Below are 15,165 nucleotides of genomic sequence, written 5' to 3'. Positions count from 1 at the left end.
TCAGAAAAAGTGGGGTACCGAAGATGCTGCACAGTTTAACCTGAATGAATGGATGAAAAATTGCTAAGATACGTTGGTAAAAACATTTTTTGCAAAATTATTGTTTATTTTTTTATTTTTGTGGTGATAAATTGCTTGTATTGGTTTTATTGCGCTTTCAAGAGGAATTATGTCATGAAACTGGATCGTACCGACCGGCGTATTCTGGATGCTTTGCAAAAAGACAGCAGCATCAGCAATCAGGAGCTGGCGGAGCAGGTGGGCTTGTCCCCTTCACCCTGTTCACGGCGAGTTAAACAACTGCAGGATGAAGGTTACATCAGCCGTTATGTAGCACGGCTGAACCAGTCACAACTGGGATTAAAACTCACGGCTTTTATTCAGATTGCGCTGGATCGCCACACCCCGGATCGTTTCACCGAATTTGATCGTATTGTCAGCAACTGCCCGGAAGTGGTGGAGTGTTACCTAGTCACCGGCCAAACTGCCGACTACACCGTTAAGGTGATCGTGCCGGACATGGAGCATTACCAGGAGTTCCTGCTCAACACCATTACCCAAATCCCTGGTGTCACCGGAGTACATTCCAGCTTTGTGATGCGCAAGGTGGTGGATAATACTGAGGTGTCACTCAAGCATCTGGGCTAACTATTTTCAGTTTTTTAAGTAACCCCGGTACGCGCTGGTAAGGCAGTGCAGCAGCTCGGGTCTGGTTGACGCAGCCACAGATCACCAGTTGCCGCTCGGGGCAATAAAAGACCCAGCTGCTGGTGGAACCCGTGTGGCCAATCACTTCCGGAATGGAGTGAAAGGGCGTGAACAGGCGTGGCACACAAAAGGACTGCAGCCCCAACCCAACCTGAATCGGCCAGCCGGGTGCCCGTAATGCCACACGATCCAGCGGAAAACCAAACTTGTGGCGGGTTTGCAGCATCTGCGGCAGCGTGCCGGGGTTCTGAAATAACTGTCCCTGAACCAGTGCCTTGATAAAGCGGATCAAGTCATCCAGTGTGCAATAGATGCTGGTGAAGTGTTCCAGGGCTACCTGATTTTGCAAGGGTTGATCATCAATCCAGATGTCAGCCGGTGGCAGGCTGTCTTGTGGTGCTGCCATACGACCCAATTGCCAGCTGTGCGCCATACCTGCAGGAATAAAGATGTCTTGTTGCAGGCACTGATGCAAAGGTTGTTGGCTGAGGTCTTCGATCAGCCAGTTCATCAGTTCATACCCGGTATTGCAGTAACGTGCCCATTGCCCCGGTTGACGCGGGTTGCGCGGTGCAAAATGGGGTTTCATCTGCCGCACCTGATCCATCACCTGTTCCAGCGTCCACTCGGTCAGTTCACCTTGAAACACACGCTCCATAAGGCTGAGCCCCTGGGCTGGCCGCTCTTCATAACAGTCTGGCAGCCCTGATGTGTGGGACAGCAGGTGGCGCAGTGTCAGTGGTGGCAGCCCTCGAATCAGGGTCTGGGGCAGGCAGGTCTCCAGCGGCGCATCCAGATCCAGTAAACCCTGTTCTACACGTTGCATCACCAGGGTAGCGGTCATCAGTTTGTCGATACTGGCGATGTGAAAAGGGGTGTGAATACTGGCCGGTTCACCCTGAGCATTGGCAGTGCCGGTAGCTCCCAGCCAGTGCAGATCGCCGTGCAGGTGACTGACACCCAATAGCGCATGATGAACATGCCGCTGACTGGCAAGAGTGTGCAGTTCCTGTTGCAGCAGGGTGTTGATATCAGCGTTCATCTTTTGTCCTCTTTTTTCACCATTATAAGGGTTGGAATTCAGTCCGTCCGGTTCTTACTGGCAGTTTGACGCTTGTTGTCTGTTGTTATACGATTCATATATAAATCGTATATTGGCGTGTTTGAGGTGTTTATGGGTATTGTGAAGATTTCGGATCGTTTGCATCAGGATCTGCGGCTGGCCAGTCAGGCCATGGCGCGTTCGGTGAATGCTCAGGCGGAGTTCTGGATGCGGCTGGGTATGCTGGCCGAGTTGTATCCGGATCTGAATTACAACCAGTTAAAAATCCGCCTGTTAAAAGCGGAAGCGGGTTCATTAAAGGAGTGGGTGGATGAACTCGATCAAGCTCAAGTCTGAACAAGAACTGCAGTTGATGCGTGAATCCGGACGTTTACTGGCGGATGTTTTTATGCAATTGAATGCTTGGGTGCAGCCCGGTGTGACCACTCTGGAACTGAATGATCGGGTGGAGGCTTATATTGTTGAGGTATTAAAAGCCCGGCCGGCCAGCAAGGGGCAGTATGACTACCCTTATGTGCTGAATGCCTCGATTAATGAGGAGGTTTGCCACGGCATGCCTGATCATCGGCGTCTGAAATCTGGGCAGATCATCAATCTGGACATCACGCTGGAGAAAAACGGTTTTATTGCTGATTCCAGCAAGATGTACTTGGTCGGGGAGGTGTCACCTCAGGCACAACGTCTGGTGAAAATCACTTATGGTGCTCTCTGGGCGGGTATTCACCAGGTGCGCCCCGGTGTACGACTGGGGGATGTGGGTCATGCCATTCAGCAGTATGCTCATGCAGCGGGATATTCCGTGGTGAGGGAATACTGTGGTCACGGTATCGGGCGGGAAATGCACGAAGCCCCGCAGGTGTTGCATTTTGGTATTCCCGGTACCGGTGTGGAGCTGGAACCGGGTATGACCTTCACCATTGAACCGATGCTGAATCAGGGCAGCCACAAGGTGAAAACCCTGAGTGATGACTGGACGGTGGTGACTCGTGATGGCAAGTTGTCAGCCCAGTGGGAGCACACCCTTGCCGTAACGGAAAGCGGGGTGGAGGTGTTGACCTTGCGCCCGGAAGAAACTCATCTACTCACCAGCAGTTCCAGCCGTTCTCTAATGCCGCAGGCACTGACAAATGCCTGATCGTGACTGACCAGCAGCAGGGCACCAGGCCAGCTTTTTAACAGTTCAGCCAGTTGTGCCTTGCTGTCCAGATCCAGATGGTTGTCGGGTTCATCCAGTAACAATAAACCCACATCGGGCTGGCGGGTCGCCAGCAGTAATGCCAGTTTCATCCGTTCACCACCACTCAGGCTGGCTACCAGTAATGCTGCTCGTTCACGCCGCAGGCCGATGTTAGCCAGTAGGGTGCGGGCATCACTTTCCGGCAGACCAGGTGCTGCCTGCTGCAGGTTTTGTAGTGCGCTGGTATGAATATCCAGCAGAGAAAAATGCTGATCCAGATAACAAGGATGAGTGTGCAGCCGAACCTCTCCGCTGGTTGTCGATAGGCTACCAAGCAGTACTTGCAGCAGGGTGGATTTACCGCTGCCGTTGTTGCCGCACAGCTGCATTTTCTGACCCTGATCGAGACTGAAGGTCAGGGGTGTCTGCTGGCCTCTGGGCAGTTGCAGTTCAATCACATCCAGCAGTCGTCCCTTGCCGTTCAGTTGAGCTGGCAGGTGTAACTTCTGTTCATCCAGCCTTGCCTGTTGCTGGCGTAATACCTGTTGCTCCTGCAGCAGTTGTTGCTGTTGCTGATCCCGCAGGCGAGATTGCTGGCCGGAATGTTGTTCAGCACGGTTCTTTTTCATGTCCATCAGCAGTTTGCCCTGGCTGCCGGATGCCCGCTGTTGTTTGCCGGTGCGGGCACGGCGAGCTGCTCGTTCACGGCTCAGTTGAGCCTGGTGCTGGGCTTCCTGCAGGCGTTGGCTGGTGTTGTCCAGTGCCCGTTGTAATGCCTGGCGTTCCAATGATCGTTGTTGCTGCCAGAAACTGAAATTACCGCGATAACTGCGGATGCCAGTGGTGTCCAGTTCCAGTATTTCATCCATCTGTTCTAGCAGTTGTTGATCATGACTGATCAGCAACAGGCCACCGCGAAATTGCTGGAGTTGATCGGCCAGCCATTTACGTCCTGCTGCATCCAGATGGTTGGAAGGTTCATCCAGCAACAACAGATCAGCTGGGTGGCTGAACAACCAGTGCAATGCCAGTTGTGTTTGCTGACCACCACTGAGTTGTGCCAGTGGCAGATATGGGTCGGCTGGCAAGGCAAGGGATTTAAGCAGTTGCTGTAACTCTTCACCCAGTAACCAGCGATCTGCAATCAGCTCCAGATCCGTTGTGTCACCCTGTCCTTGTTGCAATCGTTGTAGTGCTTTTAAAGAGGCTTCTATGCCCAGAAAAGCAGCCACGGAACTTTGAGGATCACGCAATTGTGAAAGCCATGCCAGACTGCCGTGTTGCAGGATCTGTCCGGCATCGGGTTGCAGCTGACCGGTCAGTAGTGCCAGAAGGGTGGATTTGCCACAGCCATTACGACCCACCAGCCCGGTGCGATGGAGCTGCAGCTGAAAGGAAAGGTTCTGAAACAGGGATGTACCCTGATTAAACGAGAAGGTGATGGAACGCGCATCCAGTAATGTCATAAAGGCTGACTCCGCAGTTTTGAAAGTGGAAAACAATCAAAGTGGGATTCAGAACTTCATGGCTGCGAATCATCCTTATCAGAAATACATTTGCGGGATTAACGGGAATAAGCTTAGCTTTTGATGGTCAGACTATGCAAGTGGTTCCCTCGACAGTTGGAGATAATACATGTTGCCTTCGCTTTTTATTTCTCATGGTTCACCGATGCTGGCGCTGGAGAAGGGCCCGGATCAGGATTTTCTGCGCGAGCTGGGGCAGCGGTATTTGCCCAGTGCTCTGCTGGTGATATCAGCGCACTGGGAAACGGAGAATCTGCAGGTCAGTCGTTCCATTCAGCCAGAAACCATTCATGATTTTTATGGTTTCCCGCCAGCGCTGTTTGCCTGTCGTTATCCGGCTGTTGGTGATCCGGCACTGGCAGAACGGGTGGCCGCACTGACTGATGCCAGACAGGTGGAGCGCGGGTTGGATCATGGTGCCTGGGTGCCTTTGATGTTGATGTATCCACAGGCGGATATTCCGGTGGTATCCCTGTCTTTGCCTTCGAGTTGGAGTGCAGAACAACTGCATCAACTGGGTCAGCAGTTGGCGCCCTTGCGTGAAGAAGGTGTACTGGTGATTGGTTCCGGTAGCCTGACTCATAACCTGCGGGCCATTCAATGGCGTGCCGCACATGGTGAAGCCGCGGACTGGGTGATGGCTTTTGCTGACTGGGTTGAAAAACACCTGTTGTCGGATCAGCCACAAACCCTGTTGGCATGGCAACATCAGGCTCCTTTTGCCCATGAAAATCACCCAACTCCGGAGCATTTTCAACCCCTGTTGGTTGCTCTGGGGGTCGGAAACCAGCCGCAGAAGCTGTACCGATCTTACAGTCATGGTGTACTGGCGATGGATGTTTACGGATTTTTTTGATGCAAGACAAACAAGCGTAAATCCTGTTTGGTTTTTATGCTGGTCTGGCTTCTGATTTGCAGTGATTGTTGCTGTAAAAATTCACTGACTCAGGAGTTACAGATGAATAAACAAAAAGATATCAACGCGGATATTGATCGTTATGTCACATTTATCGGAATTGATTGTGATGGTAATGCCGCGGCAGTGATGGCGTTGATTGAGCAATATGCTGCCACTGAGTCTTATGCTTCACCTTTCTGGGATTATTTTTTGGCTAAACGCCAGCCAAAATCAGGCCCGAAACCGGATGACCTGTTTCTGATTCATACCAATATCAATCAGATTTATGAGCTGTTTGAAGCTGCAGAAGATGAGCGAGCGCTGGCAATGCTGGGTTGGCTGGAAGTTAACTGCTGCTGATTCCCCCAGTTGTGTTGTTGGAAGTGTTTAGGTTCAGCGCCACCAGCAGTTGTTCCCGAATCCAGATGATGCGTGGATCACGGTGATAACGACTGTGCCAGTAGAGATAAAACTTCACCGGGGGTTGTTCCAGTGCAGCTGGTAAGGGGCGCAGGCAAAGCCTTCTGTTATGACAGATGCGTTCGGCCAGTCGCAGTGGCAGGGTGAAGATCAGATCTGTATCTTCACAAAAATCCGCCACCGACATAAAACTGGACAGACGCAGCATCACCTGACGCTCCAATCCGTGGGCGGCCAGCACAGCATCCATACTGCCGGGTCCTTTACCAGTAATGGAGACCAGTCCGTGAGGCGCGGCAGCAAAGTTTTCTGCCGACATAACACCCTGAGCCAGTGGATGTTGATCTGACATCACGCAGCGAAATGGCATTTCATCAATCACCATACGGTGCAGGCTGCCTTCGGCGCTGGCCGGTTGCAAACCACTGAAGCTGAAATGTACTTCATCCTGATCCAGCATCAAAAAACTGTCCAATTCCTGACGCACGGTTTCCAGCCGTAGGTTGGGTGCCTGTTGCCTCAGGTGTTTCACTAAATGTGGAAAATAGAGTGCCAGCTCCAGATCCAGTCCGGTCAGGCGGATCAGGCTAGAATCAGTGAGTGGATCAAAACGGGGTTGCTGGATCAGGTGCTCCATTTGTTGCAGCAGTTCAATGAGATGGGGCTGCAATGCTTCTGCTCGACTGCTGAGGGCAAAACCTCGGGAGGTTCTGACCAGCAGTGGGTCATCCAGGGTGTCTCTCAATCGAGCCAGTGCACGACTGACCGCTGGCTGGCTCATATTAAGCAGCGCAGCGGCGCGGGATACATGGCGCTCTTGCAGTAACACCTGCAGAACAGGCAGCAGGTTCAGATCCAGTCGGTGTAAATCCACTTCTCGCATACTGATTATCTCTTTTATGCATTAGACGAATGTATGCTAGTGCGTCAGACTGATCCGAACAAGTTGAAGGAAGCAAAAAATGAAATTCACACAACGCGTGCGTAACTCCCGCAGTGAATATGGTTGGGTCAGCATTGTGCTGCACTGGCTGGTGGCCTTGACGGTGATGGGTTTGTATCCACTGGGTTTGTATATTGTCTCGCTGAGTTATTACGACCCAGGTTATCGGTTTTATCCAGATATTCATCGCAGTGTGGGTTTGCTGCTGGCTGCAGTTCTGGTGCTGCGTCTGATCTGGAAGTTTCTGAATCCATCACCGGTATTGCTGGTGCATTCCGGATTGGAGCGGTTTGCAGCCAAAGCAGGGCATCTGTTGTTGTATTTACTGCTGGGTCTGGTGCTTTTTTCAGGTTATATGCTGTCGACTGCAGATGGTCGCAGTATTCAGGTGTTCAACTGGTTCTCGGTGCCGGCTCTTCCGGGTCTGGCATCACGGCATGAAGAAACAGCCGGCATGGTGCATTTTTATGCCGCAACAAGTCTGGTGGTTCTGGCTGGCCTGCACGCTCTGGCAGCCCTGAAACATCATTTTATTGATCGCAACAACACACTCAAACGTATGCTGGGTGTGAAATCGGAGAAAACGTTATGAAATCAACATCGGTATTTAAAGGCTTGGCTCTGGCTGCTGCATTGGCTGCAACCCCGGTTATGGCAGCGGATTATCTGATTGATACTCAGGGTGCTCACGCTTCCATCAATTTTAAAATTGATCACCTGGGTTACAGCTATGTGGTGGGTCGTTTTAACGAGTTCAGTGGTACTTTTACTTATGATGAAAAGAACCCTTCTTTGAACAAGATTGATGTCACCATCAACCCTGCTTCAGTGGACTCCAATCATGCTGAGCGGGATCGCCATGTACGCAGCAATGATTTTCTGGATGTGCGCCGCTACTCCGAGGCTAGTTTTGTCAGCACTGCTTATGAAGACCTGGGTGAGGGCAAGGGAACTTTAAAAGGCAACCTGACTCTGATGGGTCAGACACGCGCCATTGAAATTGCCGTTGAGAAGGTTGGTGAAGGTAAAGACCCTTGGGGTGGATACCGTGCTGGTTTCACTGGCACTACAGCATTAAACCTGCCGGATTTTGGTGCCAACTTCAATCTGGGTCCTGCAGCTGAAACCGTTTATCTGAATCTGGTGGTTGAAGGGGTGCGTCAGTAATTTTGTTGTGTGTTCCCTCTAGGTAGTTTTTGTTGATAGTTTCTGTTAATGGTTTCTGCCAGTAGCGTCTTCAGCGCCTCCTTTGTGGGGCGCTTTTTTTTGTGTAAGCTGACTCGTTTTTCTGATCGTGGAGACAGGTTTTGGAGCTGAGCAATGAGGTGTTGCTGCTGCTGTTACTGGCAGCCTTTGTCGCCGGATTTATTGATACCTTGGCCGGCGGTGGCGGATTAATCACCATTCCTGCCCTGTTGCTGGCAGGTGTAGCGCCACTGGAGGCACTGGCAACCAATAAATTGCAGAGTGTGTTTGGTGTGCTGACGGCATCCCTGACCCTGTTGCGCCGTCGCCTGCTGATCTGGAGTGAAATGCGAGGGCTGTTTCTGGCGGCGTTGATTGGTTCTGCACTGGGGGCAGCTTCGGTGCAGTTTGTAAATCCTGCTGCGTTGGATTTTGTTATTCCGCTGGTGCTGGTCGGTATTGCCCTTTATTACCTGCTGGCACCCAAGGCAGGTGACCTGGATACTCAACCAAGACTGCAGGAAAAAAGTTACCGGTTGTTTGTGGTGCCAGCCATCGGTTTTTATGACGGTATGTTTGGTCCGGGTACTGGCTCGTTTTTTTCCACTGCGGGTGTGGCATTGCGGGGGCTGGATCTGATCAAAGCCACCATTCGCGCCAAAATATTGAATCTGGCTACTAATTTGGCAGCAGTACTGGTTTTTGCTGCAGGAGGCCACATGTTGTGGAAGGTGGGAGCGGTGATGCTGGTTGGGCAGATGGCAGGAGCCTGGTTAGGCACCCATGCCGTGATCAGGGGCGGCAGTCGCCTGATCCGCCCCCTGTTGGTCACTGTATGCCTGGTGATGCTGGCACGTTATTACTTAGGTTGACTCATTTTTAACACTTCTGACAGCCCAGCCACAGCACCACCGATGTTGGCCAGCTCTGCTGGGATAATCATGGTGTTGTTGGTTTTGGCCAGATTGCCGAACTCTTTGACGTATTGTTCAGCAATCCGCAGGTTAACGGCTTCCTGACCACCTTCTTCCTTGATTGCCAGGGCAATTTTACGTAAACCTTCCGCCGTAGCCGTGGCAACCAGTTCAATTTCCTTGGCACGACCTTCGGCTTCGTTGATCTGTTTCTGTTTTTCTGCTTCGGACATGTTGATCACTTCCTGTTTCTGACCTTCAGAAACGTTGATCATGGCCTGGCGTTCACCTTCAGATTTGGCAATGGCTGCACGGCGCTCACGTTCGGCGCGCATCTGTTGTTCCAGTGCATCCTTGATGCTGGCAGGCAGCTCGATATCAGAGATTTCATAACGCAAAACCTTGATACCCCAGGGCTTGGCCGCTTCATCCAGTGCCATCACCACTTCTTCATTAATTTTGGAGCGTTCTTCAAAGGTTTTGTCCAGATCTGTCTGGCCGATGACAGAGCGCATGGTGGTCTGTGCCAGCTGTGAGGCTGCATAACGGTAATCATTAATACCGTAACTGGCCTGATGGGCATCCACCACCTGAATGTACATCACACCGTTGATGCCAACCTGAATGTTGTCTTTGGTGACACAGGCCTGACGTTCCACGTCGATCACTTCTTCTTTTAAGGTGTGCTGGTAGGCCACTTTATCCACAAAGGGAATCAGAATGTGAAAACCCGAATCAAGGGTGCGGTGAAACTTGCCGAGTCGCTCAACAACAAAGTTGCTTCGCTGGGGAACAATACGTGCAGTTTTAATTACCGCAAGAATAACAAACAGGGCAAAACCTAGAGCCAGCATGGTGCCAAAATCAAATATCATAAGTATTCCTATTTTTCAGAGGGAGATGTTTCTGTGTGATGGGATGCAACATAAAGCTCTATACCCTGATTATGTGTAATCCAGGCGACATCCCCTTTTTTTAATGGCTCGTTACTGTAGGCATCCCAGTGAACGCCGTTCAGCTCTACCCGGCCGGCACCTTTTACAAAATCACTGGTAACAACAACACGCTGGCCTATTTCCTGAGTGAAAAAATCCGAGTGTTTGTGCGGATCCAGGGTACTGCCAACAAACAGAGTCTTGAGTTTGCGCCTTGCCAATAACAAAGCCAGCAGGCTGCTGCCACTGAATAACAATAGCTGAACCGCCAGACTGTCGATCCAGCCGAGATAAAGAAAAATGCCGGTGACCAGTGCACCCAGTCCAAGAAATACCGCCACAATGCTGGTGGCCATGAGTTCGGAAAGGATCAGCAGAATACCGAGAGTGATCCAGATCAGTGGTGTCACAAGACCTCCTTGTGATCAGTGGTGAATAAAAGATTGTACGCATAAGTCCAGTGCCCAACCAGTGTAGCACTTCGCCTTAAGGTCGATGGTTTCATTCCAGGCTTTTGTTTAAACTGCAGGTTCACCTTATGACTTGAAAGGGTATTGCCGGCGTGGGAAAAAGAAAACAAATAAGAGAAGACAACCTGCAGCTGATTCTGTCTGCAGCAGAAGAAGAGTTTGGTCTGCACGGTTACAAGGGAACTGCAATTCAGAATATTGCTGATCGCGCCGGGCTGCCAAAGGCCAATATTGTTTATTACTTTTCCAGTAAGGAAAACCTCTACAAAGCGGTGTTGAACAAAATCATCAGTGAGTGGAATGATGCTTTTGATCGTGTTACGGCAGAAGATGATCCTGCAACTGCGCTGGATCAGTTTATCCGTCGCAAGGTGCAACAAAGTATAGAAAACCCCCGCGCTTCTCGCATCTTTGCCATGGAAATCATTCAGGGTGCACCTCATCATCGTGATTTTTTACGTAAGGAATTACGCCAGTGGGTGCGTGAACGGGCGGGTGTGATTCAAAGCTGGATTGATCAGGGCAAGATGCAAGCAGTCGACCCGGTACACCTGATTTTTATGATCTGGGCGACCACCCAGCATTATGCTGATTTTGAAACCCAGGTATTAACAGTACTGAACCGCGCTGAATACGAACCACAGGATGCCAGCAGCATAGCTGATCATGTCAGTGGCATCATCCTGCGCGGTTGTGGGCTTAAAAGCCTTTAACACTGGGTTGGCGTAGTCTCCAGCAAAGTGACTATTTTTCGGTAAAGTTCACTCGGTACCACTGGTTTGTGGAGTAATGTAAGCCCGTGGTGCTCGGCTTCCTGCAGGTGTAGCGGTGCGGTTTCTGCGGTAATCAGCAGCGCGGGCAGGGGTTTGCCGATCACTGCACACAACTTTGTGACAACCTCGGCACCATTTAATGATCCACCCAGACAAAAATCGCTGATAATAAATACTGGTGGCCTGGTTTCAACCACCACCAGTGCTGCTTCCAATCCATCCACCGCATCACATTCAAACCCCCAGTCCTGTAACTGCAGACTGGTCGCCTCGCGTGCAGCCTCATCATTTTCTACCAGCAGTACCCGCAACCCCTTTTCTTTGTAGCGAATTCTGGATCGACCAAGCATGGCAAGGGTAGGCGACTCGTCGATTGGGATGTTTTTTGTGTGGGTCAGCGGAAGCAGCAGCTCAAATCGGCTGCCGCGCCCCGGTATGGATACAAGTTTTAATCGGTGTTGCAGGGTGTTTGCCAATCCTTTAACAATCGCCAGCCCAAGACCCAGCCCTTTGGTGCGTTCGCGCTCTGGGTTGTTCAGTTGCTGGAATTCCTCAAATACCAGATTCTGGGCTGCTGGTTCTATGCCAATACCTGTGTCATACACAGCCAGCACAGCCTGATCTCCCTGTTTGCGACAAGCCACTAGCACACTCCCTTGGGGGGTGTAACGAATAGCATTAGATACCAGATTACGCAGCATCACCTCCACTAGTGAAGGGTCGGAATAGACCGCCAGCCTTGTTTCACGGGAGCGATAGTTCAGCCCCTTGGCATCTGCCTGAGGCATAAATTCACGTTCAATTTTATTCAGCAGGGGCTGCAGCAGAAAAGCTCTGGGGCAGGGTTGAACAGCACCGGCTTCGATACGAGAGAAATCCATCAGTGTGTGTAGCATATCCCCCGTGGCAGTTGATGCCGCGCTGATGTGTGAGACTATTTCCTGTTGCCGAGGATTTAAGGGTGTTTGTTGCAGCAGGTTCAGAAACAAACCCTGGGCATGAATTGGTTGCCGTAAATCATGACTGACCGCCGCTAGAAAACGAGTACGCGTGGCATAAGCATGATGGGTTTCCTGTTCACCTAGAAACAGCCTGCGCTGCTGGCGCTCGGTCAGGTAACCTGCGGTACCCCCAATCAGGTTTGCCATACCTATGTACAAATCACTGATTGCCAGGGTTACGGTTGGCACGTCACCCCGCCCCAGCATGGCCAGGTTGTAGAGTGTAAACAGGGTAAGATCCACCCCCAGCGCATAAATAAAACGAGTCCCCGCCAGGTTGTAGGTAAAAAACACTATGGCCATAAGACCGGGGTAATAATACTCCAGCTTGTCGGTAGGTAAGTACAGACTCATCAGGATCATCCCGATGCCGCCTGCCAGCCCGATCATGGCAATAGGCAGGTGGTTGCACTTGCGAAATAATGGATGGAAGGTGAGCAGCAGCACACCAAAAGGCACTAGCAGGGCGGTTAGGCGAATTTGCCAGATCTGAGCCTGATCCTCAGGTGAAAACAGCAGATGATCAAACAAAAGCCCCAAAGCCAGATAACAGACAATTGCCACTACACTGGATACCCGGCTTTGATCCACCAGCCGAGGAAAATCATAAGCCAGATAAGTCTGCTCCACTACTGGGTCGGTAAAACGCAGTGTTAGTGGATGCAGCGGGACAGGACTCACCGTACCAGTCCCCGGCGGCGGGCTTCTATAACCGCCTCGGTGCGGTTGTTCACTCCAAGAAAGGTAAAAATATCCTGCAGATGTCGACGTACGGTGTTGTCAGAAACCCCAAGATGACGGGCAATTACCTTGTTGGCTTGCCCGCAACAGAGCAGATCCAGAACCTCACACTGGCGTGGTGTCAGATAATCTGCTCCGGTGGTGGTGACTGCGCGACGGGATAGCGGTCGACGATCCAGCAGTATGCCTTCCAGTAAATCAGCCAGATAACTGGCTGGCTCGGTTTTGGATACAAAACCCTCAGCACCCAGCAACAATGCCCGTTCGCGGGTCTGGGCATCATCCAAGGTGGATAACACCAGAATACGTGCCTGCGGCCAGCGCTGACGCAGTAATGACAAACCATCCAGACCATTAATGCCCGGTAACTGAATATCCAGCACCAACAGGCTTGGTTGCACATCCAGTTCCAGCGCCTCTCGTACACTGCCAGCAGCTTCAATTGGTAAGTCTTTAAAGCGAGGAAGCAGGGTTTGCCGCAAACCATCAATCAGGATGCGGTGGTCATCAATCAATAACAGGCAGTTTGTTGGAATCATTTCTTAATTATCCAGAAACCTTACCGAAGGACAAGTTAATCCACTGGTCTGGTCTATTTGTACCATGCAGAAACCTCCGCTGACGCCGTAAAAGTAACAATCAATAAAAATACACTTTGGAGAGAGCATGTCTCTGGTCATTAATACCAACACTGCAGCGCTTAACGGCCAGCGCAGTCTGCTGGTGACTCAGGCGCAGCAGGCACAAACCTTTCAGCGACTGGCAACAGGCTTAAGGGTGAACTCAGCCAGGGATGATGCGGCAGGGCTTTATTTAGCCCAATCACAAACCAAGGACATTCGTGGCCTGACGATGGCGACCCGCAATGCCGCTGATGGTATTTCCATGGCACAAACTGCAGAAGGTGCTCTGGATCAGATCCAGTCCAATCTGCAACGCATTAACGAGCTGGCGATCCAATCGGCCAATGGCACCTACAACCAGGCCGCCCGTAATGGCTTGCAAAAGGAAGTGGATCAGCTGACCCAGGAAATTAAACGCATTGTAGAAACCACCGAATTCAACGGCCAGAAGTTACTGCACAACTCCGCACAAGCACAAACCCTGCAAATTGGTTTTAACAATACCGAAAATGCCCGCATCAGCACCGGGCTGGAAGGGGGCATTATTGGTGCCATGGACGGGGATGATGTGGAAGGTACCCATCCTGCTGTTCAAACCGCCATTGATGCAGCCCAAGCCGCGGCGGCGGATGCAAGTTTGGCTGCTGATAAGCAGGCATACTGGGCTGCTGTGGCAACTGCATGGGCAGCAGAACCTGCGGCTGCAGCGGGTGCTTGGCTTAATGCAAGGTCAGAAATCTCTATTTTTGTTAGTAATGATTTGTATGACGCTGCAAATCTTCTGGCCGGTGCTTGGCAAGCAGCAGCTAGTAGCGGCTATGAAGATTGGGGCTTGGGTGCCAATCAATTAACTCATGCTGCTAACTGGATGAGCAACTATTCTGCCGCTCCTGGCGCTGAAACAACAGCCAAAAATGCATTTGTTGCTGCAGTAAACACCATTGCAGGTATGTCACCCAACGCCATTCATAGCGGTGGTGGTGGCGGTGATCTTGATAACGCCCTGACCAGTGTGATTAATGGCAATCTGGATGCCAAAAACACCATCAATATCAGTAACCAGGCCGGTGCCCGCCGCGCGATTGAAACCACTCGCACCGCCATAGATTTTGTATCTGAACTGCGTGCCGATTTTGGTGCCAAGATGAATCGTTTTGAGGCGGTCATTTCTGGCAACCAAATATATGCTGAAAATCTGGCCGCCGCTCGCAGCCGGGTGCAGGACACCGACTTTGCCGTGGAAACCTCCGCTCTGGCGAAACAACAAATCCTGCAGCAAGCGGGTGTTGCTGCTTTAGGGCAGGCCAATGCCACCGCTCAGGTGGTGTTGGGGCTGCTGTAAAAAACAACCCCGATGGTTCTTAAGCAAACCGTCGGGGTTGATTATGGATGGCTCATCAATCACATCAGAGTTAGTCAGCAAGCAGGCTTTCAAGGGTGTTAGCAGTCAGAATTTTTACAATCAAGTTTTGGAGCCTTGGATTGTCAGCAGTGTAAAGCTCCTGCTCGACCCACTCAGGGCACTCACCAAACTTTAATTGGATTTGGGTAATCAGCGCAGTTGCCAAGCCTTTAACCTCGCCTCTTGCTTCACCTTCGAGTTGGGCGTGTTTCAGTTGACTGGCTTCATCTCTGAGGGCACGTTCACGGACAAAGGCAATCCGCCGGGCTTCTTCATCCGCGCTGAGCTGGCGGATATAACCCCGGATGCGTTTAACCGGCTCATGAGTCACGGTGGCCATTTTGTTGTCCTCTTTCCAGTGTTCAAAGTAGGTGATCCAGTCTTTT

General features: G+C 51.2%; 17 protein-coding genes and 1 pseudogene. 10 read left to right on the top strand and 8 right to left on the bottom strand.

Annotated elements, in window-relative coordinates; all coding sequences use genetic code 11:
• Positions 1–174: 174 nt before the first annotated feature.
• Positions 175–648 (top strand): Lrp/AsnC family transcriptional regulator, encoded by a 474-nt coding sequence (locus IBX50_RS05900; RefSeq protein WP_292254194.1) that lies wholly within the window; start codon positions 175–177, stop codon positions 646–648.
• On the opposite strand, the gene IBX50_RS05895 is transcribed toward IBX50_RS05900, so the two are convergent.
• Positions 632–1,750 (bottom strand): serine hydrolase, encoded by a 1,119-nt coding sequence (locus tag IBX50_RS05895; RefSeq protein WP_292254192.1) that lies wholly within the window; start codon positions 1,748–1,750, stop codon positions 632–634. The genes IBX50_RS05900 and IBX50_RS05895 overlap by 17 nt on opposite strands.
• 132 nt (positions 1,751–1,882) lie before the next feature.
• On the opposite strand from IBX50_RS05895, the gene IBX50_RS05890 reads away from it, so the two are divergent.
• Both IBX50_RS05890 and map read left to right on the top strand, forming a co-directional pair.
• A complete protein-coding gene (locus tag IBX50_RS05890) occupies positions 1,883–2,107 on the top strand; it encodes a ParD-like family protein (RefSeq protein WP_292254190.1) in 225 nt (74 codons plus the stop codon).
• Positions 2,082–2,906, top strand: a complete 825-nt coding sequence (gene map, locus IBX50_RS05885; protein WP_292254189.1) for a type I methionyl aminopeptidase — start codon at positions 2,082–2,084, stop codon at positions 2,904–2,906. Before IBX50_RS05890 ends, map begins: the two co-directional genes overlap by 26 nt.
• Here map and IBX50_RS05880 read toward each other — a convergent pair.
• On the bottom strand, positions 2,846–4,414 hold the full coding sequence (locus IBX50_RS05880; RefSeq protein WP_292254187.1) for an ATP-binding cassette domain-containing protein: 1,569 nt from the start codon (positions 4,412–4,414) through the stop codon (positions 2,846–2,848). The two genes, map and IBX50_RS05880, sit on opposite strands and share 61 nt — an antisense overlap.
• 169 nt (positions 4,415–4,583) lie before the next feature.
• Between IBX50_RS05880 and IBX50_RS05875 the strand changes: the two genes are divergently transcribed.
• A complete protein-coding gene (locus IBX50_RS05875) occupies positions 4,584–5,330 on the top strand; it encodes a class III extradiol ring-cleavage dioxygenase (RefSeq protein ID WP_292254185.1) in 747 nt (248 codons plus the stop codon).
• A 102-nt stretch (positions 5,331–5,432) separates the two neighbouring features.
• A complete protein-coding gene (gene cowN / locus IBX50_RS05870) occupies positions 5,433–5,732 on the top strand; it encodes a N(2)-fixation sustaining protein CowN (protein ID WP_292254183.1) in 300 nt (99 codons plus the stop codon).
• On the opposite strand, the gene IBX50_RS05865 is transcribed toward cowN, so the two are convergent.
• Complete coding sequence (locus IBX50_RS05865) at positions 5,719–6,675, bottom strand: LysR family transcriptional regulator (RefSeq protein WP_292254181.1); 957 nt, start codon at positions 6,673–6,675, stop codon at positions 5,719–5,721. The two genes, cowN and IBX50_RS05865, sit on opposite strands and share 14 nt — an antisense overlap.
• A 79-nt stretch (positions 6,676–6,754) precedes the next feature.
• Between IBX50_RS05865 and IBX50_RS05860 the strand changes: the two genes are divergently transcribed.
• The 3 genes from IBX50_RS05860 to IBX50_RS05850 all read left to right on the top strand — a co-directional run bounded on the left by IBX50_RS05860 (position 6,755) and on the right by IBX50_RS05850 (position 8,792).
• Complete coding sequence (locus IBX50_RS05860; RefSeq protein WP_292254180.1) at positions 6,755–7,327, top strand: cytochrome b; 573 nt, start codon at positions 6,755–6,757, stop codon at positions 7,325–7,327.
• The gene (locus IBX50_RS05855) at positions 7,324–7,902 is read left to right on the top strand and encodes a YceI family protein (protein ID WP_292254179.1); all 579 of its coding nucleotides are present in this window, start codon (positions 7,324–7,326) and stop codon (positions 7,900–7,902) included. The genes IBX50_RS05860 and IBX50_RS05855 overlap by 4 nt, the downstream gene beginning before the upstream one ends.
• 140 nt (positions 7,903–8,042) lie before the next feature.
• Entirely contained in the window at positions 8,043–8,792 is a 750-nt protein-coding gene (locus tag IBX50_RS05850) for a TSUP family transporter (RefSeq protein WP_292254178.1), read from the top strand.
• Here IBX50_RS05850 and IBX50_RS05845 read toward each other — a convergent pair.
• A complete protein-coding gene (locus IBX50_RS05845) occupies positions 8,780–9,709 on the bottom strand; it encodes a stomatin-like protein (RefSeq protein WP_292254176.1) in 930 nt (309 codons plus the stop codon). The two genes, IBX50_RS05850 and IBX50_RS05845, sit on opposite strands and share 13 nt — an antisense overlap.
• Positions 9,710–9,717: 8 nt before the next feature.
• A complete protein-coding gene (locus tag IBX50_RS05840; protein WP_292254175.1) occupies positions 9,718–10,179 on the bottom strand; it encodes an NfeD family protein in 462 nt (153 codons plus the stop codon).
• A 152-nt stretch (positions 10,180–10,331) separates the two neighbouring features.
• Between IBX50_RS05840 and IBX50_RS05835 the strand changes: the two genes are divergently transcribed.
• A complete protein-coding gene (locus IBX50_RS05835) occupies positions 10,332–10,952 on the top strand; it encodes a TetR family transcriptional regulator C-terminal domain-containing protein (RefSeq protein WP_292254174.1) in 621 nt (206 codons plus the stop codon).
• Here the strand turns inward: IBX50_RS05835 and IBX50_RS05830 are convergent.
• Together IBX50_RS05830 and IBX50_RS05825 are read right to left on the bottom strand one after the other, a co-directional pair.
• The gene (locus IBX50_RS05830; protein WP_292254172.1) at positions 10,949–12,694 is read right to left on the bottom strand and encodes a hybrid sensor histidine kinase/response regulator; all 1,746 of its coding nucleotides are present in this window, start codon (positions 12,692–12,694) and stop codon (positions 10,949–10,951) included. The two genes, IBX50_RS05835 and IBX50_RS05830, sit on opposite strands and share 4 nt — an antisense overlap.
• Positions 12,691–13,293: a response regulator transcription factor gene (locus tag IBX50_RS05825; RefSeq protein WP_292254171.1), complete on the bottom strand. Its 603-nt coding sequence runs from the start codon at positions 13,291–13,293 to the stop codon at positions 12,691–12,693. Before IBX50_RS05825 ends, IBX50_RS05830 begins: the two co-directional genes overlap by 4 nt.
• A gap of 127 nt (positions 13,294–13,420) precedes the next feature.
• On the opposite strand from IBX50_RS05825, the gene IBX50_RS05820 reads away from it, so the two are divergent.
• A complete protein-coding gene (locus tag IBX50_RS05820) occupies positions 13,421–14,719 on the top strand; it encodes a flagellin (RefSeq protein WP_292254170.1) in 1,299 nt (432 codons plus the stop codon).
• 70 nt (positions 14,720–14,789) lie between these two features.
• Here the strand turns inward: IBX50_RS05820 and IBX50_RS05815 are convergent.
• A pseudogene (locus IBX50_RS05815) lies at positions 14,790–15,165 on the bottom strand (hypothetical protein); the annotation flags it as partial.

The organism is Marinospirillum sp. (genome assembly GCF_014859565.1).
Note: the sequence above shows the minus strand (reverse complement) of the source record. Positions and strands in the feature narration are given on the sequence as shown.

What these genes read in the sequence shown, in the direction of transcription:
- IBX50_RS05900 (WP_292254194.1), top strand. Translation starts at nt 175, where the DNA reads ATGAAACTGGATCGTACCGACCGGCGTATTCTGGATGCTTTGCAAAAA.
- IBX50_RS05895 (WP_292254192.1), bottom strand. Translation starts at nt 1,750, where the DNA reads ATGAACGCTGATATCAACACCCTGCTGCAACAGGAACTGCACACTCTT.
- IBX50_RS05890 (WP_292254190.1), top strand. Translation starts at nt 1,883, where the DNA reads ATGGGTATTGTGAAGATTTCGGATCGTTTGCATCAGGATCTGCGGCTG.
- map (WP_292254189.1), top strand. Translation starts at nt 2,082, where the DNA reads ATGAACTCGATCAAGCTCAAGTCTGAACAAGAACTGCAGTTGATGCGT.
- IBX50_RS05880 (WP_292254187.1), bottom strand. Translation starts at nt 4,414, where the DNA reads ATGACATTACTGGATGCGCGTTCCATCACCTTCTCGTTTAATCAGGGT.
- IBX50_RS05875 (WP_292254185.1), top strand. Translation starts at nt 4,584, where the DNA reads ATGTTGCCTTCGCTTTTTATTTCTCATGGTTCACCGATGCTGGCGCTG.
- cowN (WP_292254183.1), top strand. Translation starts at nt 5,433, where the DNA reads ATGAATAAACAAAAAGATATCAACGCGGATATTGATCGTTATGTCACA.
- IBX50_RS05865 (WP_292254181.1), bottom strand. Translation starts at nt 6,675, where the DNA reads ATGCGAGAAGTGGATTTACACCGACTGGATCTGAACCTGCTGCCTGTT.
- IBX50_RS05860 (WP_292254180.1), top strand. Translation starts at nt 6,755, where the DNA reads ATGAAATTCACACAACGCGTGCGTAACTCCCGCAGTGAATATGGTTGG.
- IBX50_RS05855 (WP_292254179.1), top strand. Translation starts at nt 7,324, where the DNA reads ATGAAATCAACATCGGTATTTAAAGGCTTGGCTCTGGCTGCTGCATTG.
- IBX50_RS05845 (WP_292254176.1), bottom strand. Translation starts at nt 9,709, where the DNA reads ATGATATTTGATTTTGGCACCATGCTGGCTCTAGGTTTTGCCCTGTTT.
- IBX50_RS05825 (WP_292254171.1), bottom strand. Translation starts at nt 13,293, where the DNA reads ATGATTCCAACAAACTGCCTGTTATTGATTGATGACCACCGCATCCTG.
- IBX50_RS05820 (WP_292254170.1), top strand. Translation starts at nt 13,421, where the DNA reads ATGTCTCTGGTCATTAATACCAACACTGCAGCGCTTAACGGCCAGCGC.